This is a genomic window from Streptomyces sp. SJL17-4 (assembly GCF_036826855.1).
In the GTDB taxonomy this organism is placed as follows: Bacteria; Actinomycetota; Actinomycetes; order Streptomycetales; family Streptomycetaceae; genus Streptomyces.
The window spans coordinates 5889978-5913263 of sequence record NZ_CP104578.1; the positions used below are offsets into that span (position 1 = coordinate 5889978).

At 71.1% G+C, this 23286-nt stretch carries 19 protein-coding genes, 3 tRNA genes and 1 pseudogene; 14 read left to right on the forward strand and 9 right to left on the reverse strand.

Annotated features, from left to right (window positions below; genetic code table 11):
* Positions 1–2 precede the first annotated feature (2 nt).
* Positions 3–719 (reverse strand): ElyC/SanA/YdcF family protein, encoded by a 717-nt coding sequence (locus N5875_RS26400; protein ID WP_318211080.1) that lies wholly within the window; start codon positions 717–719, stop codon positions 3–5.
* A gap of 39 nt (positions 720–758) precedes the next feature.
* Positions 759–1481, reverse strand: coding sequence for an aquaporin (locus tag N5875_RS26405; protein ID WP_338496537.1), 723 nt, complete (start codon positions 1479–1481; stop codon positions 759–761).
* Positions 1482–1766: 285 nt separating this feature from the next.
* On the opposite strand from N5875_RS26405, the gene N5875_RS26410 reads away from it, so the two are divergent.
* The 5 genes from N5875_RS26410 to N5875_RS26430 all read left to right on the forward strand — a co-directional run bounded on the left by N5875_RS26410 (position 1767) and on the right by N5875_RS26430 (position 8527).
* Positions 1767–2630 (forward strand): sirohydrochlorin chelatase, encoded by an 864-nt coding sequence (locus N5875_RS26410; RefSeq protein ID WP_338496540.1) that lies wholly within the window; start codon positions 1767–1769, stop codon positions 2628–2630.
* Between the two features lie 35 nt (positions 2631–2665).
* On the forward strand, positions 2666–4012 hold the full coding sequence (locus N5875_RS26415) for a deoxyguanosinetriphosphate triphosphohydrolase (RefSeq protein ID WP_338496543.1): 1347 nt from the start codon (positions 2666–2668) through the stop codon (positions 4010–4012).
* Between the two features lie 117 nt (positions 4013–4129).
* Positions 4130–5389 (forward strand): FAD-dependent oxidoreductase, encoded by a 1260-nt coding sequence (locus N5875_RS26420; RefSeq protein WP_318211076.1) that lies wholly within the window; start codon positions 4130–4132, stop codon positions 5387–5389.
* A gap of 66 nt (positions 5390–5455) precedes the next feature.
* Positions 5456–7363, forward strand: coding sequence for a DNA primase (dnaG, locus tag N5875_RS26425; protein ID WP_338496544.1), 1908 nt, complete (start codon positions 5456–5458; stop codon positions 7361–7363).
* A gap of 84 nt (positions 7364–7447) precedes the next feature.
* Positions 7448–8527, forward strand: a complete 1080-nt coding sequence (locus N5875_RS26430; protein WP_338496546.1) for a sigma-70 family RNA polymerase sigma factor — start codon at positions 7448–7450, stop codon at positions 8525–8527.
* 7 nt (positions 8528–8534) lie between these two features.
* On the opposite strand, the gene N5875_RS26435 is transcribed toward N5875_RS26430, so the two are convergent.
* The 5 genes from N5875_RS26435 to N5875_RS26455 form a co-directional block, all read right to left on the reverse strand.
* Positions 8535–9722 (reverse strand): TerD family protein, encoded by a 1188-nt coding sequence (locus N5875_RS26435; protein ID WP_338496548.1) that lies wholly within the window; start codon positions 9720–9722, stop codon positions 8535–8537.
* Between the two features lie 67 nt (positions 9723–9789).
* On the reverse strand, positions 9790–11715 hold the full coding sequence (locus tag N5875_RS26440; RefSeq protein WP_338496551.1) for an ABC transporter ATP-binding protein: 1926 nt from the start codon (positions 11713–11715) through the stop codon (positions 9790–9792).
* The gene (locus N5875_RS26445; RefSeq protein WP_338496553.1) at positions 11715–13448 is read right to left on the reverse strand and encodes an ABC transporter ATP-binding protein; all 1734 of its coding nucleotides are present in this window, start codon (positions 13446–13448) and stop codon (positions 11715–11717) included. Before N5875_RS26445 ends, N5875_RS26440 begins: the two co-directional genes overlap by 1 nt.
* 114 nt (positions 13449–13562) lie before the next feature.
* Positions 13563–15002 (reverse strand): FGGY family carbohydrate kinase, encoded by a 1440-nt coding sequence (locus tag N5875_RS26450; protein WP_318211070.1) that lies wholly within the window; start codon positions 15000–15002, stop codon positions 13563–13565.
* 30 nt (positions 15003–15032) lie between these two features.
* Entirely contained in the window at positions 15033–15341 is a 309-nt protein-coding gene (locus N5875_RS26455) for a YtxH domain-containing protein (RefSeq protein ID WP_338496556.1), read from the reverse strand.
* 180 nt (positions 15342–15521) lie between these two features.
* On the opposite strand from N5875_RS26455, the gene N5875_RS26460 reads away from it, so the two are divergent.
* The 9 genes and pseudogenes from N5875_RS26460 (at position 15522) to N5875_RS26500 (ending at position 21225) form a co-directional block, all read left to right on the forward strand.
* Positions 15522–15594, forward strand: a tRNA-Asn gene (locus N5875_RS26460).
* 5 nt (positions 15595–15599) lie between these two features.
* Positions 15600–15672: transfer RNA gene (locus N5875_RS26465), tRNA-Asn, on the forward strand.
* Positions 15673–15838: 166 nt separating this feature from the next.
* Positions 15839–15915 (forward strand) — tRNA-Ile (locus N5875_RS26470).
* A 913-nt stretch (positions 15916–16828) separates the two neighbouring features.
* Positions 16829–16960 (forward strand): annotated as a pseudogene (locus N5875_RS26475) (VapC toxin family PIN domain ribonuclease); the annotation flags it as partial.
* 660 nt (positions 16961–17620) lie between these two features.
* Entirely contained in the window at positions 17621–18478 is an 858-nt protein-coding gene (locus tag N5875_RS26480) for an ABC transporter ATP-binding protein (RefSeq protein WP_338496558.1), read from the forward strand.
* On the forward strand, positions 18475–19938 hold the full coding sequence (locus N5875_RS26485) for a hypothetical protein (RefSeq protein ID WP_338496560.1): 1464 nt from the start codon (positions 18475–18477) through the stop codon (positions 19936–19938). Before N5875_RS26480 ends, N5875_RS26485 begins: the two co-directional genes overlap by 4 nt.
* Positions 19929–20555, forward strand: coding sequence for a hypothetical protein (locus N5875_RS26490; protein WP_338496562.1), 627 nt, complete (start codon positions 19929–19931; stop codon positions 20553–20555). The genes N5875_RS26485 and N5875_RS26490 overlap by 10 nt, the downstream gene beginning before the upstream one ends.
* Positions 20552–20740, forward strand: coding sequence for a hypothetical protein (locus N5875_RS26495; RefSeq protein WP_338496564.1), 189 nt, complete (start codon positions 20552–20554; stop codon positions 20738–20740). The genes N5875_RS26490 and N5875_RS26495 overlap by 4 nt, the downstream gene beginning before the upstream one ends.
* Positions 20737–21225 carry a DUF1877 family protein gene (locus N5875_RS26500; RefSeq protein ID WP_338496567.1) on the forward strand — a complete coding sequence of 163 codons (489 nt, stop codon included), beginning with the start codon at positions 20737–20739 and terminating at the stop codon, positions 21223–21225. Before N5875_RS26495 ends, N5875_RS26500 begins: the two co-directional genes overlap by 4 nt.
* A 168-nt stretch (positions 21226–21393) precedes the next feature.
* Here the strand turns inward: N5875_RS26500 and N5875_RS26505 are convergent, their stop codons facing one another.
* Positions 21394–22365, reverse strand: coding sequence for an acetylxylan esterase (locus N5875_RS26505; protein ID WP_338496568.1), 972 nt, complete (start codon positions 22363–22365; stop codon positions 21394–21396).
* A 165-nt stretch (positions 22366–22530) separates the two neighbouring features.
* On the reverse strand, positions 22531–23265 hold the full coding sequence (locus N5875_RS26510) for a FadR/GntR family transcriptional regulator (protein WP_338499263.1): 735 nt from the start codon (positions 23263–23265) through the stop codon (positions 22531–22533).
* Between the last annotated feature and the right edge of the window lie 21 nt (positions 23266–23286).

Sequence of the window (23286 nt, forward strand, 5' to 3'; positions counted from 1 at the left end):
GATTACGGGCGCGGTGCCATGCTCTCCGCTTTCTGCCGCTCCCGGGGTGAGGCCAGCGCCTCGGTGACGCCCTTCTCCCGGGGCCCGAGGAACCGCGGGTCGGGCCGGAGCACGGCGTCGAGGGAGGCCTTGCCGGCGGCGAAGAGCTCCCGGGTGGTGCCGTAGTACCAGGTGCGGTCGTGAGGTTCGGGGACCCCGACGCCGTACGCGTCGACGCCCGCCCGCCCGCACAGTGCGACGGCCCGCTTGATGTGGAAGTCCTGGGTGACGAGCACGGCCCGGTCGACGCCGAAGACCTTCCGGGCCCGGACGCAGGAGTCCCAGGTGTCGAAGCCCGCGTAGTCGCTGACGATCCGGTCGCCCGGCACCCCGCGCTCGGTCAGGTACGCGCGCATGGCGCTGGGCTCGTCGTACGCGGTCCTGCTGTTGTCACCGGTGACGAGCAGGACCTTGACCTTCCCCGTCCGGTACAGCTCGGCGGCCGTGTCGAGCCGGTGCGCGAGGTACGGGGTGGGGCGCCCCTTCCACAGCCCGGCGCCGAAGACGACGGCGACGTCCCGGGCGGGCACGTCGGCGGTGGTACGGAGCTTCCCGGCGGCGGTGGTGTGCATCCAGGTGACGGGGGTGAGCGCGAGGACGGCGCCCAGCATCACGGCCTGCACGGTGCGGCGGCGGGCCCGGGTGGTGCGCGGGATCAACCGGTGGAGCCGTGCCGGCATGCGGGAACCTCCGGGGCGGGTGGAATCGGTGTCGCTCTGTCACCCCGTCCGACGCGCGGCGGCGGGATTCGGTTCGGCGGCGGCCCCATGTGTTCCGTACAACACACCGGCCAGGACCATCCCGAGCAGCATGCCGAGCAGTTGGGCGGCGGCGAAGGCGGGGACCGAGCCGGGCGCGATCCCGGTGAAGGAGTCGGAGAACGCGCGGCCGACGGTGGCGGCCGGGTTGGCGAAGGACCCGGAGGAGGTGAACCAGATGGCCGCGCCGATGTAGCCCGCGACCGCGACCGGGGCGAGGCCGGGGCGGCCGATGTGGCGCAGGCCCCGGACGACGAGGACGAGCCCGGCGGTGGCGACGGCCTCGCCGAGCAGCAGATGAAGGGCCGAGCGCGACTCGGTGGCCCAGGCGCCGGGTGCCCGCCCGAACATCGCCTCGGCGAGCAGCGCGCCCGCCACGGCCCCGGCGAGCTGGGCGCCGATGTAGGCGAGGACCTCGCGGCCCGTCCCGGCACGGCGCCGGGACCACCACTCGGAGAGGGTGACGACGGGGTTGAAGTGGGCGCCGGAGAGCGGCCCGATGAGCGCGATGAGCAGCCCGAGACCGATGGCGGAGGCGGCGGCGTTGGCGAGCAGCCGGACGCCGATGTCCTGGCTCAGGGTGTCGGCGCGGATTCCGGAGCCGACGATGACGGCGACGAGCGCGCCGGTTCCGATGAACTCGGCGGCGACGCGCCGGGGGAGAGCGGGCGGGGACATTCTCATAGTGGAAAAGATATTCCGTGATTCGGAATCGGGAAAGGGGGCAGGGGAGGTATGTGGAGTGGGTGACGCCGACCGCCCTGACGCCGCCTGACGCCGCCTGACGCCACCTGGCACCGACCTGACACCGCCTGGCACCGCCCTGACACCGACCGACACCGCCTGGCACCGCCCTGACATTCGCCGGGGCACGCGCGTGAGGGCACCGAAACACGCGCGTGAGGGCATGGAAAACAGTCGTGACCCCCGTGCAACGGGCAGGCAACCTGCGCCCCGCAGGATCGGTGCATGACGGAGCCGGACAGCACGTACGCCACCGCCGCCGGGCTGCTCGGCAGGATCACCGAGCAGCTCGGCGAGCAGCTCGGCCACCTCCCCCCGAGACCGCACCTGACCCCGCCCGCGGCCCCGCCCGCGCCCACCCTCGTCGCCGTCGGCCACGGCAGCCGGGACCCCCGCGCCCGCGCCACCCTCGCCCGACTCCTCGAACGGGTCAGGGAACTCCGCCCCGGCCTCGACGTACGGCTCGCGCACATCGAGCTGAACACCCCGCTCCTCGACGTCACCCTCGCCGAGCTCGCCGCCGAAGGCCGGGACGCCGTCCTCGTCCCCCTGCTCTTCGCCCCCGGCCACCACGTCACCCACGACCTGCCCGCCGCCCTCGCCGCCGTGCCCGGACTCCGCGCCCGCGTGGCCGAGCCGCTCGGCGCGCACCCGCTGCTCGTCGAGGCCCTCGCCGACCGGCTCGCGCACGCCGGCTGGGCCCCCGAGGACGGCATCTCACAGGCCGCCGCGGTCGTCCTCGCCTCCGCCGGATCCCGCGACCCCCGCTCCGGCGCCGAGCTCCGCCGGATCGCCGCCCGGCTCGGCGAGCGGCTCGGCGGCGTCCCCGTCGTCCCCGCCTACGCCTCCGCCGCCGCGCCCACCGTGGCCGAAGCCGTCCGCGCCCTCGCCGCCCGGGGCCGCCACCGGATCGCCGTGGCCTCCTGCTTCACCGCCCCCGGCCTCTTCGCCACCCGCGCCGCCGCCGACGCCCCCTGGATCGCCTCCGCGCCCCTCGGCGCCCACCCGGCCCTCGCCCGTCTGGTCCTGCACCGCTACGACCGGGCTCTCCGCGCCACCACCCGGGAGCGGGAACTCGCCACCGTCTGAGCGCTTCTGTCGGTCCCTCCGGTTACCTTCGGTGCATGGAAGGCATCGCAGACAGCGCAGACCCCAAGGGCAGCCCGGACCTCACCGACACCGCCGACGCCACCGGCACCCCCGGCTACGACGCCGACGCGACCGACCGCTGGGCCGCCGAGCCCGACAAACGCCCCGGGCGCACCGCCTTCCAGCGCGACCGCGCCCGCGTGCTGCACTCCGCCGCGCTCCGCAGGCTCGCCGGCAAGACCCAGGTCGTCACTCCCGGCACCCGGGGCCACGCCTGGGACGCCAGCCCCCGCACCCGGCTCACCCACTCCCTGGAGTGCGCCCAGGTCGGCCGGGAGCTCGGCGCCGCCCTCGGCTGCGACCCCGACCTCGTCGAGGCCGCCTGCCTCTCCCACGACATGGGCCACCCGCCCTTCGGGCACAACGGCGAGCAGGCGCTCAACGACGTCGCCAAGGACTGCGGCGGCTTCGAGGGGAACGCCCAGTCGCTCCGCCTCCTCACCCGGATCGAGCCCAAGCGCTTCGTGAAGGACGCCGAAGGGGAGCTCGTCAGCGTCGGGCTCAACCTCACCCGCGCCGCCCTCGACGCCGCCACCAAGTACCCGTGGCCGCGCGGCGGCCACCCCGACGACCCCGGCTCGTCCAAGTTCGGCGTCTACGAGGACGACCTGCCGGTCTTCGCCTGGATCCGGCAGGGCGCCCCCGGCCACCGCAAGTGCTTCGAGGCCCAGGTCATGGACTGGTCCGACGACGTGGCCTACTCGGTCCACGACTTCGAGGACGGCCTGCACGCCGGGCACATCGACCCCAACCTCCTGCTCGCCGAGCCCGAGCGCGCCGACATCGCCGCCGTCGCCATCGGCCGCTACGTCCCCGAGGACACCGACCCGCAGGAGCTCGCCGAGGCCCTCGACCGGCTCGTCGACCAGGAGTGGTGGCCGCACGGCTACGACGGCTCGGCCGTCGCCCAGGCCCGCCTCAAGGACGCCACCAGCCAGCTCATCGGCCGGTTCGCCCTCGCCGCCGAGGGCGCCACCCGGAGCGCGTACGGCTCGGGCCGGCTCACCCGCTACGGCGCCGAACTGGTCGTCCCCCGGGAGACCCGTAACGAGTGCGCCGTCCTCAAGGCCGTCGCCGACCGGTACGTGATGCAGCGCGCCGAACAGGAGGCGCTCCGCGCCGACCAGCGCATCGTCGTCGCCGAACTCGCCGAGGCCCTCGTCGCCCGCGCCCCCGACGGACTCGAACCCCAGTTCCGGTCCCTGTTCGACCAGGCGCGCGACGACCGGGCCCGCAAGCGCGTCATCGTCGACCAGATCGCCTCCCTCACCGACGCCTCCGCCCGCGCCCTCCACGCCCGCCTCCGGCCGCACCACTCCTGACACCCTCTTCCGCCCCCGGCGTCCGTGCGGGACGCTCGCATGCACGGCCCGGGCGGTACGGCCCGACGAACGCCCGGGGGCGTAGGTTGGAAGCGGTCGCAAAGAGGAGGAAACGACGTGGTCGACGCAGATCAGACCTTTGTCATCGTCGGCGGGGGCCTGGCAGGGGCCAAAGCGGCGGAGACCCTGCGCGCCGAGGGGTTCAACGGCCGGGTGATCCTCATCGGCGACGAACGCGACCACCCCTACGAGCGCCCACCCCTCTCCAAGGGGTACCTGACCGGCGCGAAGGAACGTGACAGCGCCTTCGTCCACGAGGCCGCCTGGTACGCGGGCCACGACATCGAACTGCACCTCGGGCAGTCCGTCACCGCCGTCGACCGCGAGGCCCGCACCGTGCGCCTCGGCGACGGCACCGTCATCCGCTACGACAAGCTGCTCCTCGCCACCGGCGCCGAGCCCCGCCGCCTCGACGTCCCCGGCACCGAGCTCGCCGGCGTCCACCATCTGCGCCGGCTCGCCCACGCCGACCGGCTCCGCCAGGTCCTCGCCTCCCTCGGCCGCGACAACGGCCACCTGGTGATCGCCGGCGCCGGCTGGATCGGCCTGGAGGTCGCCGCCGCCGCCCGCGGCTACGGCGCCGAGGTCACCGTCGTCGAGTCCGACCCCACACCGCTCCACCGCGTCCTCGGCCCCGAGCTCGGCCAGCTCTTCGCCGACCTGCACACCGACCACGGCGTCCGCTTCCACTTCGGCGCCCGGCTCACCGAGATCGTCGGCCAGGACGGAATGGTCCTCGCCGTCCGCACCGACGACGGCGAGGAGCACCCGGCACACGCCGTGCTCGCCGCCATCGGCGCCGCCCCCCGCACCGCCCTCGCCGAGAACTCCGGGCTCGCCCTCGTCGACCGGGCCGACGGCGGCGGCATCGCCGTCGACGAGTCCCTGCGCACCTCCGACCCCGACGTCTACGCCGCCGGCGACGTGGCCGCCGCCCACCACCCGCTGCTCCACACCCGGCTCCGCGTCGAGCACTGGGCCAACGCCCTCAACGGCGGCCCCGCCGCCGCCCGCGCCATGCTCGGACAGCACGTCTCCTACGACCGCGTCCCCTACTTCTTCTCCGACCAGTACGACCTGGGCATGGAGTACTCCGGCTGGGCACCCCCCGGCACGTACGACCAGGTCGTGGTCCGCGGCGACACCGGAAAGCGCGAGTTCATCGCCTTCTGGCTCAAGGAGGGCCGGGTCCTCGCCGGGATGAACGTGAATGTGTGGGACGTCACAGACCCCATCCAGAAGCTCATCCGCTCCCGTACGGCCGTGGACCCGGAGGCCCTCGCCGACGCCTCCGTGCCCCTGGAGAGCCTGATCTGATCGGTGCGAGTCACCTGACCGCCACATCCCCGGGGGGCGACCCCCGGACCCCCGTACACTTCATGCGTGGCAGGCAGGATCAACGATGACGACGTGAAGGCGGTCCGGGACGCGGTCCCGATCGACGCCGTCGTGTCCGAGTACCTCCAGCTCCGCAACGCGGGCGGCGGAAACCTCAAGGGTCTCTGCCCCTTCCACGACGAGAAGTCGCCCTCCTTCCAGGTCAGCCCCAGCAAGGGACTCTTCCACTGCTTCGGCTGCCAGGAGGGCGGCGACACCATCGCCTTCGTGATGAAGATCGACCACCTCTCCTTCTCGGAGACGGTCGAGCGCCTCGCCGCCAAGGCGGGCATCACCCTGCGGTACGAGGAGGGCGGCTACAACCCCGGCCACCAGCGCGGCGAGCGCATCCGCCTGGTCGAGGCCCACAAGGTCGCCGCCCAGTTCTACGTCGACCAACTCGACTCGCCCGAGGCCGAGATCGGCCGGAAGTTCCTCGCCGAGCGCGGCTTCGACCAGGCCGCCGCCGCCCACTTCGGCGTCGGCTACTCCCCGGCCGGCTGGGACCACCTCACCCGCTTCCTGCGCGGCAAGGGCTTCTCCGACAAGGAGCTGATCCTCTCCGGGCTCTCCCAGGACGGCCGCCGCGGCCCCATCGACCGCTTCCGCGGCCGCCTCATGTGGCCGATCAAGGACGTCGGCGGAGAGATCGTCGGCTTCGGCGCGCGCAAGCTCCGCGACGACGACAACGGGCCCAAGTACCTCAACACGCCCGAGACCCCGATCTACAAGAAGTCCCAGGTGCTCTACGGCATCGACCTGGCCAAGAAGGACATCGCCAAGGTCAGCCGTGCCGTCGTCGTCGAGGGCTACACCGACGTCATGGCCTGCCACCTCGCCGGGGTCACCACCGCCATCGCCACCTGCGGCACCGCCTTCGGCGGCGACCACATCAAGATCCTCCGCCGGCTCCTCATGGACAACGGCTCGGCCCGCGTCATCTTCACCTTCGACGGCGACGCCGCCGGCCAGAAGGCAGCCCTGCGCGCCTTCGAGGACGACCAGAAGTTCGCCGCCGAGACGTACATCGCCATCGCCCCCGACGGCATGGACCCCTGCGACCTGCGGCTCGCCAAGGGCGACGAGGCCGTCGCCGACCTCGTCCAGCCCCGCACCCCGCTCTTCGAGTTCGCGCTCCGCCAGATCGTGAAGCGGTACGACCTGGAGACCCCGGCCGGCCGCGCCGCCGCCCTCGACGAGGCCGCGCCCGTCGTCGCCCGGATCAAGAACATCGGCGCCCAGCACGAGGTCGCCGTCCAGCTCGCCGGGATGCTCGGCATCCTCGACACCCAGTTCGTCGTCAAGCGGGTCGCCCAGCTCGCCCGCTGGGCCCGCGACCGCGGCGGCAAGGGCCCCGAGCGGCAGCAGACCCCGCAGCGCGGCTACGACACCGCCGCCCCGGCCACGGCGGCCTCCTCCTCCTCCTCCTCCGGCCCCGCGCTCAACCTGCGCAGCCCCGCCCACCGCACCGAGCGCGAACTCCTCAAGCTCGCCCTCCAGCGCCCCGAGCTCGTCTCCCCGGCCTTCGACGCCTACGGGGTCGACGAGTTCACCGCCCCGCCCTACGCCTCCGTCCGCCAGTGCGTCCAGGACGCCGGCGGCGCCACCGGAGCCCCCTCCGACTACCTCGACACCGTCCGCGAGGCCGCGCCCAACGACACCGTCCGCGCCCTCGTCACCGAACTCGCCGTCGAGACGATCTTCGCCAAGACCGTCGACGAGGCCTACGCCGGCGACCAGCTCGTCACCGTCCGGCTCCGCGCCGTCGACCGCCGCATCCGCGAGGTCCAGGGCACCCTGGCCCGCCTCGGCCCCCAGGGCGACCCCGAGCGGCTCGCCGCCGTCCAGAACGAACTCTGGGTCCTCACCCAGTACGGCCAGTCCCTGCGGAACAACGGCGCCGCCGCCCTCTGACGCACGGTCAGTCACGCCCCGGTCTCAAAAAGTCACCGCACGCCCCTCGTGGGCTCACTGTGTCGTACCCCACACTGGGGAGCGGTGTCGTCCCGCTGCCCTACGCCCCCGGACCGGCAGCGATCACCCCCCTGGAGGTCGCCCGCCGTGCAGACCGAGACCCGGACCGTGTCGCAGGAGCCGTCCCCCACCGCTCCGGACGAGCCGCCGGAGATACCCCCCCAACGCCGCCGCGCCGACCCCGGCGGCAACGGGCCCTCCTCCGACCTCTTCCGCCAGTACCTCCGCGAGATCGGCCGCATCCCGCTGCTCACCGCCGAGGAGGAGGTCGACCTCGCACGCCGCGTCGAGGCGGGTCTGTTCGCGGAGGAGAAACTCGCCAACACCCCCGACCTGGACTCCCGGTTGGCGAACGACCTGGACCGGCTCGTCGTCCTCGGCAGGATCGCCAAACGCAAGCTCATCGAGGCCAACCTCCGCCTCGTCGTCTCCGTCGCCAAACGGTACGTGGGCCGCGGCCTGACCATGCTGGACCTCGTCCAGGAGGGCAACCTCGGCCTCATCAGGGCCGTCGAGAAGTTCGACTACGCGCGCGGCTACAAGTTCTCCACGTACGCCACCTGGTGGATCCGCCAGGCGATGTCCCGGGCCCTCGCCGACCAGGCCCGGACCATCCGCGTCCCCGTGCACGTCGTCGAACTCATCAACCGCGTCATCCGCGTCCAGCGCCGCATGCTCCAGGAACGCGGCTACGAACCCACCGCCGAGGAGGTCGCCGCCCAACTGGACGTGGCCCCCGAGCGGGTCGGCGAGGTGCTCCGCCTCGCCCAGGAACCCGTCTCCCTGCACGCCCCCGTCGGCGAGGAGGACGACGTCGCCCTCGGCGACCTCATCGAGGACGGCGACGCCGCCTCACCCGTCGAGTCCGCGGCCTTCCTCCTCCTCCGCCGCCACCTGGAGGACGTCCTGTCCACCCTCGGCGAGCGCGAACGCAAGGTCGTCCAGCTCCGCTACGGCCTCGACGACGGCAGGCCCCGCACCCTGGAGGAGATCGGCCGCATATTCGGCGTGACGCGCGAACGCATCCGCCAGATCGAGTCCAAGACCCTCACCAGACTGCGGGACCACGCGTATGCGGACCAGCTGCGGGGCTACCTGGACTAGGGTCTGGCTAGTCGATCTCCCCGACCTTGAGCGTCCACGGGCCCGCCGCGAAGTAGCGCAGCACCAGCGGGCCCGCCGAGAGCGGAACCGACCGCCGCATCCTGCCGTTGCTGGTGAACAACAGCCGGTTGTCGCTCGGCAAGCTCGTGAGGCCCTTCACCTCGTACGTGTAGAGGCTGGCGTAGCCGCCCTCGATCTCGGTCGTGCCGAAGAAGTCGATCCGCAGGTCGGCGTTCCCGCCGGTGTGCAGGAGCGCCTCGGGACCGTAACCGTGCAGGACGTCCTCGATGCGGCGGGCCGCCGCCACGGGCTTCACCCGCAGCACCCACCGGCCCGTGGCGGTGAGCCGGAAGCGCAGCGGACGGCCTCTCGGGGCCTCCACGATCTTGCTGCCCCGGAAGTCGGGCAGCCCGGAGGCGAAGACGAAGTCCTCGTCCTTGTTCTTCGCGTCGAGCGGATGGAGGGAGACGTACCCCTCTCCCTCGTGCGCCAGCTCGACGAGGACGGGACCCGGGTGCGAGGGGTCGGCGGTGATCACCTGGTGGCCGTGCCCCTCGGCGGTGAAGGGCTCGAAGACCTCGCCGAACTCCCAGCCCTCGACCAGGTGGTAGGGCCGCTCAAGTGGCGGGAAGAGCCCCGGCACGTACCCGCCGGGGGTCGGTGCCTGTCCCCGCATCTTCACCACGCCGGTCAGCCGAACCGGCCCGAGGACCGGCACCCGCTCGTCCTCGGTGACCTCGACCCCGTACGCCGTGACGAGTCCCGCGAGCCCGGCGCCGTACCCCTCCCCGAGCCCGTCGAACTTCCAGCCGCCCGCCTCCCGGTAGAAGACACCGAGGGCGAGGGCGGGCAGGTCCGCCGCGTCCGCCGGCACGTACGAGAGGACGGCCGAACCGTCCGGGGCGACCGCGTCGAGCGACGGGGGTTCCCCGAAGCCGCCGTGCCGGCTCCACCCGGCGACCACGATCCGCTCGACCTCGGACTCGACGCCGTTCAGATCGAGTTCGAGCCCCGACGGGCCGAGCCGTACGGCCCCCGACGGGTGCGAGGGCTGCCCCTCGAAGACCAGATCCGCGTCGCCGCGGACCCGTCCGGACCCGTCGAGGAGCAGGGCGGCCGTCTCCGCCCCCGGTATGCGTACCCGGAGGGCGACCGAGGGCACCCAGTAACCCTTGTTCTTCACCGATTGACCCATGCCGCACATCATGCGGCACGGGTCATCGGCGAGTCGATCACTTCGGATCGGTGTGGATCGGTGCGGGTCAGTCGACCTCGGCGACCGCCTGCGCGAACTGCGCTGCGTACAACCGGGCGTACGCCCCGCCGCACGACAACAGCTCCTCGTGCGTGCCCTGTTCGACGATCGAGCCGTTCTCCATCACCAGGATCACGTCCGCGTCCCGGATCGTGGAGAGCCGGTGCGCGATCACGAACGACGTCCGCCCGTGGGCCAGTCGGGCCATCGCCTTCTGGATCAGGACCTCGGTCCGGGTGTCGACCGAGCTGGTGGCCTCGTCGAGGACGAGGATCACCGGGTCGGACAGGAACGCCCGCGCGATGGTGATCAGCTGCTTCTCGCCCGCGCTGACCCCCGCCCCGTCGTCGTCGATGACCGTGTCGTACCCCTCGGGCAGGGTGCGGACGAAGCGGTCGGCGTGCGCGGCCCGCGCCGCCTCCTCGATCTCCGCCCGCGTCACCGCGCGCGTGGCGCCGTACGCGATGTTGTCCGCGATCGTGCCGCCGAACAGCCAGGTGTCCTGGAGGACCATGCCGATCCCGGCCCGCAGCTCCTCCCGGGACATCTTCGCGATGTCCACCCCGTCGAGGGCGATCCGGCCGCCCGTGACCTCGTAGAACCGCATGAGCAGGTTCACCAGCGTCGTCTTGCCCGCGCCCGTCGGGCCGACGATCGCGACCGTCTGGCCCGGCTCGACCGTGAGCGACAGGTCCTCGATGAGCGGCTTGTCGGCCTCGTAACGGAAGGAGACGCCCTCCAGGGAGACCCGGCCCACGCGGTCGGTCAACTCCTCGCTCGTCGGCGCGTCCGGCTCCTGCTCCTCCGCGTCGAGCAGCTCGAAGATCCGCTCGGCCGAGGCCACGCCCGACTGCACCAGGTTCGCCATCGACGCGACCTGCGTCAGCGGCATCGAGAACTGGCGCGAGTACTGGATGAAGGCCTGCACGTCACCGATGGAGAGCGTGCCGCTCGCCACCCGCAGACCGCCGACCACGGCCACGAGCACGTAGTTGATGTTCGAGATGAAGAACATCACCGGCTGCATCACACCGCTGTTGAACTGCGCCTTGAACCCGGCCTCGTACAGCGCCTCGTTCTGCTCGCGGAAGTCCCTCGCGGACTCCTCCTGCCGCCCGAAGACCTTCACCAGCGTGTGCCCGCTGTACATCTCCTCCACGTGCGCGTTGAGCGCGCCCGTGGACTTCCACTGCTGCACGAAGTGCGGCTGCGAGCGCTTGCCGATCCTCGCCGCGACGAAGACCGAGACCGGCACCGTCACCAGCGCCACGAGCGCGAGCAGCGGCGAGATCCAGAACATCATCGCGAGCACGCCGACGATCGTGAGCAGCGAGTTGATCAGCTGGCCCATCGACTGCTGGAGGGTCTGCGAGATGTTGTCGATGTCGTTGGTCGCCCGCGACAGCACCTCGCCGCGCTTGGCCTTGTCGAAGTACGACAGCGGAAGCCGCGCCAGCTTCGTCTGGACGTCCTCCCGCATCCGGTAGACCGTCCGGTTGATCACCTTGATCGACATCCGGGTGGAGACCAGCATCAGCAGGCCCGCCGCCACGTAGATGCCGAGGACCACGAGGAGCACCTCGCCGACGGCGGAGAAGTCGATCCCCTGCCCCGGCGTGAAGTCGACCCCGGTCAGCATGTCCGCCATGCCGGAGTCGCCCGAGGCGCGCAGCCTCTCGATGGCCTCCGCCTTCGTGCCGCCCTCGATCTGCCGCCCGATGACACCCGCGAAGACGAGGTCGGTCGCCTTGCCGAGGATCTTCGGGCCGACCACGGAGGCCGCCACCGACAGCACACCGGCGATCAGCATCACCCAGAGCGCGCCGCGCTCCGGCGCCAGCTGCTTGAGCAGCCGCTTGCCCGAGCCCTTGAAGTCCATCGACCGCTGGTCGGGGCCACCACCGGCCATCATGCGTCCGCCAGGACCGGCCATCAGGCTGCCTCCGCCTCGGTGAGCTGGGAGAGCACGATCTCCCGGTACGTCTCGTTGTCCGCCATCAGCTCCTGGTGCCGTCCGGTGCCCACGACCCGGCCCTCGTCGAGGACGACGATCCGGTCGGCGTCCCGGATGGTGGAGACCCGCTGGGCGACGATCACGACGGTCGAGTCGGCCGTCTCCCGCGCGAGCGCGGCCCGCAGCAGGGCGTCCGTCTCGTAGTCGAGCGCGGAGAACGAGTCGTCGAACAGGTAGATCTCCGGCCGCTGCACCAGCGTCCGCGCGATGGCGAGCCGCTGCCGCTGCCCGCCGGAGACGTTGGTGCCGCCCTGCGCGATGGGCGCGTCCAGGCCGGCATCGAGGTTCCGTACGAAGTCGGCGGCCTGGGCGACCTCCAGGGCGTGCCAGAGCTCTTCGTCGGTCGCGTCGGGCTTCCCGTACCGGAGGTTGGTCGCGACGGTTCCGGAGAAGAGGTACGGCTTCTGCGGGACGAGTCCCACCGTCCTCGCCATCAGCGCGGGGTCGAGCTCGCGGACGTCGACGCCGTCGACGAGGACCTCGCCGCCGGTGGCGTCGAAGAGCCGGGGCACGAGCCCGAGCAGGGTCGACTTGCCGCTTCCCGTGGAGCCGATGACCGCGGTCGTCTCACCGGGCCGGGCCACCAGACCGACGTCCTTGAGGACGGACTCCTCCGCACCCGGATACCGGAAGTCCGCGCTCCTGACCTCCAGATACCCCCGCCGGTCGAGCGCGGTGACCGGCTTCACCGGCGGCACCACGCTGGACTCGGTCGCGAGGACCTCCTCGATGCGCTCGGCACAGACCTCGGCCCGCGGCACCATCATGAACATGAAGGTGGCCATCATGACCGCCATCACGATCTGCATCAGATAGGCGAGGAACGCGGTCAGCGCGCCGATCTGCATCCCGCCGCTGTCGATGCGGTGCGCGCCGAACCAGACGACCGCCACGCTGGAGATGTTCACGACGGTCATGACCACCGGGAACATCAGCGCCATCAGTCGGCCGGTCGCCATCGACACATCGGTCAGCTCCGCGTTGGCGCCGCGGAACCTCTCCTCCTCGTAGTCGTCCTTCACGAACGCCCGGATCACCCGGTTGCCGGTGATCTGCTCGCGCAGCACCCGGTTCACCGTGTCGAGCCGCTCCTGCATCGTCCGGAAGAGCGGCCGCATCCTCCGGACGATCAGGGAGACCGAGATCGCGAGGACCGGCACCACGGCGAGCAGCACACCCGAGAGCGCCACGTCCTGGCCGAGGGCCATCACGATGCCGCCGACACACATGATGGGCGCGGAGACCATCAGGGTGAAGGCCATCAGGACCAGCATCTGGATCTGCTGCACGTCATTGGTCGTACGGGTGATCAGCGAGGGCGCGCCGAAGTGCCCCAGCTCCCGCGCGGAGAACGACTGCACCCGGTCGAAGACCGCGGCACGCACGTCCCGGCCCAGGGCCGAGGCGGTGCGGGCGCCGTAGAACACGGCCCCGATGTTGCAGACGGCCTGGACGACGGAGACGCCGACCATCAGGGCGCCGAAGCGCAGGATGTATCCGGTGTCCCCGGCGACGACACCGTTGTCGATGATGTCCGCGTTCAGGGTCGGCAGGTAGAGGCTCGCGCTGGTCTGCAGGAACTGCAGCAGCACGAGCAGTGCGATTGCTTTTCGATAGGGCCCGAGGTGGGTTCGGAGAAGTCTTATGAGCACGGCTCCACTATCGCCCGCACGCCCGGGACGTTACGACTCGGTTTCGGCGTGCGGGGCGAGCCCTGGAGAAGACTTTACGAACGGGGTTCGGGCCCCCGGGTGACCCGGGTGACGTCACGCACCGAACGCGCCCGGGTGGAGCTGGTCCCGCGTCGCCACGTACTGCTGCCGCACCGCCCGGCCCGCGGGCAGGTCCTCGCCCGGCTCCAGGATCTGCGCGGCCGCGCCCTGCCAGGCCGGGGGAGTGGACGGCGACAGCGTGCCCCGCGCCACCCCGAGGGCCCAGGCGGCCTGCCGGGCCGCACCGAGCGCCGCGTAATCGGCCGGCTGGGGGACGACGACCTGCGCGCCGAACAGCGCGGGCGCGAGCGCCTGCACCGCCGGAAGGGCGGCCGCGGCGCCGAGCAGGAACACCCGGCGCACCTCGACACCGCGCCCGCGCAGCACGTCCATGGCGTCGGTGAGCGCACAGAGCATGCCCTCGAACGCCGCCCGCGCCAGGTGCTCCGGCTTCATCGACTCGCGCCGCAGCCCGCTGAGCGTGCCCGCGGTGTGCGGCAGGTTCGGGGTCCGCTCGCCCTCCAGGTAGGGCAGCAGGACGAGCCCGGAGGCGCCCGGCGTCGACTTCAGGGCCAGCGCGGACAGCTCGTCCAGCGATTCCACGCCCAGCATCTCGGCGGTGCCGCGCAGCGCCCGCACCGCGTTGGAGGTGTGGACGACGGGCAGGTGCATGCCGGTGGCGTCGGCGAAGGAGGTGATCATGCCGCTGGGGTCGGCGAGGGCCTCGTGGTGGACGGCCATCACGGAGCCGGAGGCGCCGAGCGAGACCACCGCGTCCCCGGGACCGAGCCCCAGGCCCAGCGCGGCGGCCATCGTCTCGCCCGTACCGGCGGAGATGAGGAGCCCCTCGGGTGTGGTGCCGGCCGCGTCGGCCGGCCCGAGGACCTCGGGCAGCACGGCCTGGTGGCCGAGGGCCAGCTCGACGAGGTCGGGGCGGTACGTGCCGGTGCGGGCCGACCAGTAGCCGGTGCCGGAGGCGGCGCCGCGGTCGGTGGTGCGCCGGGCGGGCCGGCCGAGGAGCTGCCAGACCAGCCAGTCGTGCGGCTGGAGGACCATCGCGACCCGCCGGGCGTGCTCGGGCTCGGTCCGGGCCAGCCAGCGCAGCTTGGCCACCGGCTGCCCGGCCCCGGGCACGGAGCCGACGGCCTCGGCCCAGGCCTGACGGCCGCCGAGCGACTCGACGAGGTCGGCGGCGGCGATCTGGGCCCGCTTGTCGTTGCGGACGAGCGCGGGCCGCACCAGGCCGCCCTGCGCGTCGAGCGGTACGAGTCCGTGCTGCTGCGCGGACACGCCGATGGCCTGCACGCCCTCGAGGAGACCGCCGGTGGCGGCCTCCCCGAGCGAGAGCAGCCAGGTCTGCGGGTCGACGTCGACGGCCTTGGGTTCGCCCGGGTGAGGGGCGTATCCCTGCCGCAGTACGGCACCCGTGTCCGTGTCACAGACGACGATGCGTGTGAACTCCGCTGAGCTGTCGAGTCCGGCGACTATCCCCATGACACTTGATTCTGCCGCACGCGGGGCGATTCAGGTGTTGCTGGTGCCCCAGTCGTCGTCCTCGACCTTCCCGTTGGCCCCGCGCCCGGAGAGCGCGTGGAACCGGTCGGTCACCGAGGACGGCAGCCGGTCGCCCACCTTGTCGCCCACGACGTGCGCGGCCTTGCCCGCGACCTGCCGCCCGGTCTGGGCGGCGGACTCGGCGGCGTTGCGCACGGCGGGGTTCTGCGCGAACGCCTGCGCGGACTTCTTCATCTGCTCGTAGCGCTCGCGTCCGGCCCGCGTGCCGACCACGAAACCGAGGGCGAGTCCTACGACGAACGTCAGCTTGTATCGCATGGCCACCACCTTCCCTGGAGAGCTTCCCTGATGCATCCCTGACGCATCGCTGGTGCCCAGGTGGTGCCCACGGCGATACCGATTGGCGGAGCACCCCCCTGCTTGCGCTAATGTATGTCTCGCAGCGAGCGAGCGCCCTCCCGGACCACCGGACCGGGCCCGTTCGGTGCAACGCAGCAATCCCCTGTAGCTCAATTGGCAGAGCAGCCGGCTGTTAACCGGCAGGTTACTGGTTCGAGTCCAGTCGGGGGAGCGCGATCCCCTGTAGCTCAATTGGCAGAGCATTCGGCTGTTAACCGGAGGGTTACTGGTTCGAGTCCAGTCGGGGGAGCGGAACGGAAAAGGACCCTTCGGGGTCCTTTTTCGCGTCTCGGGGAACCATGCGGGGCGCGGTGCGGTCTTCATGGTCGAGCAGAGCCGATCTTCCGGAGCAGGAGATCGTATGAGCGGCTATGCTGCGGCAGACGGCGCGCACACATGTACGCGCCTCACCGATCGGGGCGGTAGCTCAGCCGGTTAGAGCAGCGGACTCATAATCCGTCGGCCGTGGGTTCGAGTCCCACCCGCCCCACCATAGAAAAACGTTCTGACCTGCGGAAACGCCCCTGGAGGGGTGTTTCCGCGTGTGGCGATCGCCTCGCATTGGTGTGGCGAAACGGGCGTCCTTGGTCTGACTCCCCGGGGCCGGACCGTCTTGGCCTGGGGCTTTCGGTGACATATGCGTGCGAGGCCATGACGATGGTCCCATGGAGATCCCACGCCCCCTGGGTGTGACACGCCGCACACCGAGTCGAATTTCTATGCCCTTGCCGACGCCTTTTCGGTCAGGTGGTCGGACGCTTGTCGGTAGGGCTCCGGGGGTGCTTGTCCGGTCAGTGGCTGAGGCCGCTCCTGGTGGCTGGTGCAGATCAGCCGGTTCAGGGGCGACTCGGTGACGACCGAATTCGGGAAGAGCGGATACCGGTCGCGGGGCACCGGGTGCCTGCTACGTGCATAGGTCCTCGGGTGCGAGCACTTGAACACTGAGGCCGCCATCGTGGGCCTCCTCTCCGGCGGCACGGTCGTCACCTCCGCCGGCGAGGGGGAGCAAGGTCTAGCTCGTGCTGGACGGCTCGCCGTTCCGCGCCGAGGCCAGCGGATAGGTCGGCGATCCCAGGTCAGCGCCCCCTGGCTGTGGTCCGAATCCTCGATCGGCTCCGACCTCCGCCGCGTCGAAGCCCTCACCGGCCACAGCGTCCTCCGTCACCAGGACACTGAGAACCTTCTGCTGAACGAGCTCGCCTCTCTCCTTGGAGCCCGCCCCAGCGCCCAGACCGCACTGGAGCGGCGGCGCGCCGCCCAGACTCTCGTCTGGCTGGTGACGACACTGGCCCGGGTCTTTCGGCATCCGAGCGGGAGGGTGCTGCCGGGCAGGGGCCGCTGCGAGGTTTGTGGCTCGCGCTGTGCGCCCGCCCGCTCGTCGGACAGGGTCTCGTGCGCGATGGGCGGCCGAAGATCTGGATGCTTTCTGCCGGTTCTCACCGACCCCCAAGAACGCGTGGCGCTGGGTCGACACCGCGCTGTACAAGATCACCCAGCGCGGGAGACACCGCGCCGCCGGAGCCGTCGATCTCCTGGTGAGTTGGCGGCCAGGAGGCGGCGTGAGGCCCGGCCGAGGATCCTGACCATGCGCCACAGGGACAGTGCACAGGCGGGGCGTCTCGTAGGTCGGCTGTGATCCTGGAGACGTGGGCTGACCAGGGTTGTCCAACCACGCGGTTTCACCTGTGGCGGTGGCCGTCAGACAGAACCGGTTGGGGCTGGGCCGGTCGTGCATCAGCCACCCGGCGTGCGCGCCCTCCACCTCGTTCCACCGCTGACGAGGGCCGTGCTGCCATACCTGCAAAAGACATGCAATTGGCAAGTAATCTCCACGCGGTCGAAACGTTTCGACATTCGAAGCGACAAATCTGCAGGAGGTAAGAACGTTTGCCAAGCTGAGCGACAAGCTGGTTGGACTGGTGGTTCCCGAGGTCCAGGCGGCGGCCGTGACCTGCAGTGAGGCCCGGAACTACTGTGACGGCCCTGCCCGTTCTGGTTCTGGCGCCGTGCGCACTACATCAACTGCACCAACGGGGACAGCTGGACCGAGTTCGAGTGCTGCGGCTGCGGCTGCTGACACACGCTCAATGACCGCACTGGCCGGATAGGTACGGGTGCGGGGGTGTCGTGCCTTGACGAAGAGGGCACGACACCCCTTCAGACCATTCTCTCCATGAGAACCTACCGAAATGTTGAGCATGGAAGCCACGATCACGGTGCGGGGTTTACGCAAACGGTACGGTGCCAAGGAGGTGTTCGACGATCTGGATCTGGAACTCGGTCCGGGCGTCACGGGCCTCCTGGGACCCAACGGCGCGGGGAAGACCACCCTGATGCGCTGCCTCGCCACCGCCCTGACCCCGGACACCGGACGGATCGACATCCTCGGACTGGATCCGTCGTCTGCCGCCCAGCGCACGGAACTGCGCAGGCTCATCGGCTATCTGCCGCAGAACCCCGGGCTCTATCCGCACTTCACCGCGGCTTCCATGGTCGACTACATCGCGATCCTCAAAGAGATCACCGACCGAGCTGCCCGCAAGGACGAGGTCCGGCGTGTCCTCGCGGAGGTGGACCTGGCCGACTCCGCCGGCACAAAGGTTCGCAAGCTCTCCGGCGGCATGCGTCAGCGGCTCGGCATTGCCCAGGCTCTGATCGGCGATCCGCGCTTCCTCATCATGGACGAGCCGACGGTCGGACTCGACCCCGAGCAGCGGATGCGGTTCCGCACCCTCACCTCGCGACTGGGCGAGAACCGGACGGTGCTGCTTTCCACGCATCAGACCGAAGACATTGCCGCGCTGTGCGATCGCGTCATCGTGTTCAGCGGCGGCTCGGTGAAGTTCGACGGGGCCCCGAGGGAACTCGCTGCCGGGGCGAAAGGCCGCGTCTGGTCCTCCGACACCCGGCCGACCAAGGCGCAAATCTACTGGCGAACTGCTGACGGCAGCTACCGCGTGGTCGGTGAACGGCCGTCGGACGGCTCCGCGGTGGAACCGACCGTGGAGGACGGATACCTCCAGCTCCTGGGCACGGCCGCGAGGGTCGGGTCATGAAGAAGCCACTCGCCGCGCTGATCACGACCGAATTCGTGCTCGCACTGCGCAGTCCTCTGCTGTGGGCGCTCGCGCTGGTCACCGTCATCGGACGCATCATCACCACCTGGCAGACCATGCCCAACTGGTCGGTCCAGACCGTGGACACCGCCACCTCCGCGGTCGTGGTCGGCGCCGGCGGGATGCTGGCGGCCAACCTGGCGATCCTGCGCGATGCACGCGCCGAGGCCGTAGAGCTGATGGAGCCGCTGCCCGTACGGCCACGGACCCGCACCCTGGCGGTCCTCATCGCCTACCCCCTCGCCGGTGGGTTCGTGGCCGCGCTGGCCATGGGCATCCAGCTCGGCAGCCTGCTGGTGAGCAGCCGCCCCGCCGGGCACTTCGACGCCGGGGAGCTGGCCGCCGGAGTGCTCCTGGTCGCCCTGATGACGACTCTGGGAATCGCCGCCGGCCGGTGGGTCCCGAGCCTGATCGCGGCTCCGATCGGGATCCTGCTGTTCTTCTGGACGCTGATGCAGTTCCCCCGGATCTGGCTCCTGCCCCAGGTCCCCGACCTCAAGCTGGCTGTCGATCCTGTCCGCCCGCCTGCCTGGCACCTGGTCTACGTCGTCGGGCTGGTTCTGCTCGCCGGGTCCGTCGCCCTGCTCCGGCACGGTCGGCGTCCTGCCTCCGTCGTCGTGACCGCGGGCGGCATGGCGGTCGTGCTCGCGGCTGGTGCGCTGACCCTCAACTCCCCGGCGGCGGAAGCTGCCGCGCGCGTCGGTGACCTCCGCCAGTCCACCGAATCCGTCACTACTGGCGCCGACGACTGCCGTAAGCCGGCCGATACCACGTACTGCGCGTTCCCCGGGTACGCCGAGTGGATTCCCCTGTGGCAGGACGCGGTCGAACCTGTGGTGGCGGCGGTCCCGGAAGGCGCGCGCGAGCAGCTGCCCGGCATCGTCCAGCGCGCCCCCACCGGGGTCCTCGATCCTGCGGTCGCCGACAAGAACATCCTGACGACGACGTCCTGGGGGCGCAACGGAGCGGAACGCGATTCCCGGCGGGCGCTGGCCGCGCAGATGGCCGCAGCCGCCAGCGGCTTCCCATGGGGAAGCCGGCGCGGCGGGGGCCCACAGGGCTGCGACGCCCGAGGGCAGGCGCGCACCGTCGTGGCCCTGTGGCTGATCGGCCAGGTGGAGCGGCCGGTCGCTGCCACGACCACGCGTACATCCATTCGTACGGGCGACGGCAAGCAGAAGGCGATGGAGGTGCCGCGCTCCGACCTCGGATCCGTGGACTTCGGCCCCTCCGAACTTGCCTATGCGAAGCAGCTGTTGGAGCAGTCCGGGGCCCGCGAACGAATCTGGGCGAACTGGACCGTACTGACTGCTCCCACCACAACCGTCGATCAGGCGCTGCCATTGCTGGATCTGGACCGGGCCGCCGCCGAGACGCCGAAGGGATCGCCATGCGAGTGATCCGTACCTCCGGCCAGCTGCTCGGACCGCTGATCCGGGCGGTCGACTGGACTCCCGTGGCAGCGGTGGCCACGGTCTCGGTCGGCCTCGCGCTGGCCACGACCCCGGGCTCCCCGGTGGAGCCTGACAACGCAGCGATCACGCTGAGGATGGCCGGGGTGCTCCTTGGCGCTGCCGCCGGCTTCGCGCTGGTGGACACCGCCTCCGCCACGACGATGGTGGTTCCGGTACCGCGCTGGCTGCGGCAGTGGCTCCGGCTGTTGCTCGTGGCCGCCCCCATCGCCGCCGTCTGGGCGGGCACGTTCCTCATCCTGTCGGTCCGGCTCGCCGAAGGCGCGGAGCTGGCAGCCCCCGGGCTGGCGACGGAGGCGACAGTCTGTCTGCTGACAGGACTCGCCTGCACCGCGTTCGTCGTGCGGCAGAGGCCCGAGCGGCTCGCCGCGGTGATCGGGGCAGCGGTGCTCCTGGGCCTCGCCGTCATCACGCTGCCTTGGTTCGAAGCGGTCTGGCCGTATCCCGGCAGCCCTCGGTGGGACGAGGTGCATCAGGTCTGGCTGGCCGTGCTGCCCGTCCCTCTGGTGGGGCTGTTCCTCGCGCACAGGGAGGTACCTCGATGACGGTGTCCGCCATAGTCGTCGGTTGCCAGGTGTTCATCGGCGTGGTCTTCCTCACCTCCTTCATCGGAATGGTCCGGACGCGCGAGCGGTACGCGGACTTCGTGAAGGCGGCGGGAGAGCCGGCAGCCGGGTTGCCGGCGAAAGCCCTCACGTGCCGCAGAGGGCCGAGAACGAGAATTCCATGAGCGTTGTCCTGAGGCTTTTCCGAATCCATCCCAGGGAAATGGAGGCCGCCGGCACCGAGAGGGTTCTGGCAGACGTACCCCTGAAGTCAGACGAGGAGCGGTTCGCCGCAGCGCAGGACGCCGGGGTTCTCCTCGACCTCTCCCAAGAGTGGGAAGTGGTGCATGCGGCATTCACGGGAGGGTCGCCGGACACCCATGCGGCCGGATACCAGCCCGTCCTCGGAGGCGCGTTCCTGGGGCGTACCGAGACAGAGGTCCTGGTCGTTCTGCGGCCCGACGACGTACGCAGGGTGTCGGACCACCTCGCCACTGTCGATCCGGAGCGCCGGGTGAACGACAGTCTCGACGCGATGGAGTCCGCGTTCGGAGACGAGATCGGGGAGAAGTTCGCGCGCTATCTCGCGACAGTCCTCCGTGACGTCGCGTCTTTCTACGCGGTAGCCGCGTCGAACGGCGACGTCGTGGTGAAGATCGCGTATTCCTGAACGTGACGTCCTCCGGCGCCGGTCGCCGACCTGCGCATCGAGATTGACGTACTCCCATCAACCTTCGCCCCCGGGCGCGCTTGCCGCTGGACTACTCGGTGACCAGTCTTCACATCGTGGACCGCGTGGTGGACGGGCTGCGACGGACGACCAACGACCCTTCCGCCGTCAGGCAAGCCCACCGATGCGGTCGCGCACGAAGGCGAGCTGGGTCCGTTCGTGCACCCGGCCGCCGCCCTCGTGGCCGTTGAAGGGGTACACCTCGACCGCCTTGTCCGCGGCGTACCGGTGGTAGGCCGTGAAGGAGGTGGAGGGCGGGCAGATCGGGTCCATCAGGGCGATCGAGAAGAGCGCGGGCGCGTCCGCGCGGGCCGCGAAGTGCACGGCGTCGAAGTACGACAGGGTGGTGAAGGTCTGCTCGACCCGGTCGCGGTGGAGGGCGAGGTACTGGGCGATCTCCGTGTACGGCGGCTCCGGGGCGATCTCGGCGCCGCGCCGGATGTGGCAGAGGAACGGCACGTCCGGCATCACTCCGGCCAGGCCGGGGACGAGCCCGGCGACGGCGAGCGCGATGCCGCCGCCCTGGCTGAATCCGGTGACGACGATCCGCTCCGGGGCGACCATCGGCAGTGCGCGAGCCGCCTCGGTCCAACGCACGGCGTCGGTGAACAGCCGCCGGTAGTAGTGCGCTTCGGGGGCGTGGAGGCCGCGGGTGAGGAAGCCGGGGACGGTGCCGCCGGGGCCGGCGGCGGGGTCGGCGGTGTCTCCGGGGGCCGCGGACCAGCCCTGGCCCCGGGTGTCCATGAGGAAGTGGGCGTATCCGGCCGCCGGGTACAGCAGGTTCTCGTGGGGCAGGCCGCGACCGCGTCCGTATCCGAGGAACTCGACGACGCACCCCAGCGGCCCGGTCGCGCCGGTCGGAACGCGCAGCCAGCCGCGCACCTGCTGGCCGTCGAAACCGGCGATCGTCACGTCGTACGTGTCGATCAGCGTCAGGCCGTTGTCGACCCGGCGAAGGTCCGGAGCCACGGTCGCGGGCGCGGCGAGCGTACGGGTCCAGAAGTCGTCGAAGTCCGCCGGGGCGGGTAGGTCGGGCCGGTACGTCAGGCAGTCGTCCAGGGACAGGTCGGTGAGCGGCACGAAACGCCTCCGGATGGCAGGGAGAACAAGAGGTCTGATGTCTTATGTCCCGGGACTGTAAGGATCCCCCGGCCGACCGGTCAAGGAGGGGCCTACGCGACTGCGCCCGCCCGGTTCGGCCCGGGCGGGCGCAGTCGCGTCGGTGTGGGGACGTGGGGTGGGGGGTCAGGACCCGGCGTCGGGCGCCTTGCTTCGGGCCTCGGCGAGCCGCCGCCGCACCGGCGCGTAGTGGTCGGCGACGGCGGCGACGAACGCGGCCGGGTCGCCGGCCCGTGCCGCCTCGACGATCCGGCGGTGCACGTCCACCGTCACCTTCTCGTCCTCGATGGTCATGAGGTTGAGGTGCGGCGAGACGATCGAGTAGACGTCCCAGAACGCGAGCGTCAGTTGGCTGATCAGCTCGTTGCCGAGGGGCTCGACCAGCAGCGCGTGGAAGGCGCGGTCCGAGGCCACGAAGCCGTCGCCGCCGCCCGCTCCCTGCCGGTCCATCTCGGCGACCAGGCCGTCGAGCGTGTCGAGGTGCCGCGGGCTCAGCGCGCGGACGATCCGCTCGGCGTTGCCCCGCTCGAAGAGCTCTCTGACGTCGACGAGGTCGGCGTACACCTGGAAGTCGTCGTCCGGGCTCAGCATGCCGCGGAAGGTCATGGATTCGACGAGCGCCGAAAGGCTCAGTCGGCCCACATACGTGCCGTGGCCGTGACGCACCTCGACGATGTCCAGGGCGGCCAGGGTCTTCACTGCCTCACGGACGCTGGAACGGCTCGCGCCCAGCGCGATGCACAGCTCCGCCTCGGTGGGCAGAGGATCCCCCGGGCGCATGCGCTTCTCGAGGATGTAGCGCTTGATTTCCTCCGTGACCTCTTTGCGGAGCGTCGTGCGCCCCTGACGCACTTCCGAAATCTCAGGACTGGCCACCTATTG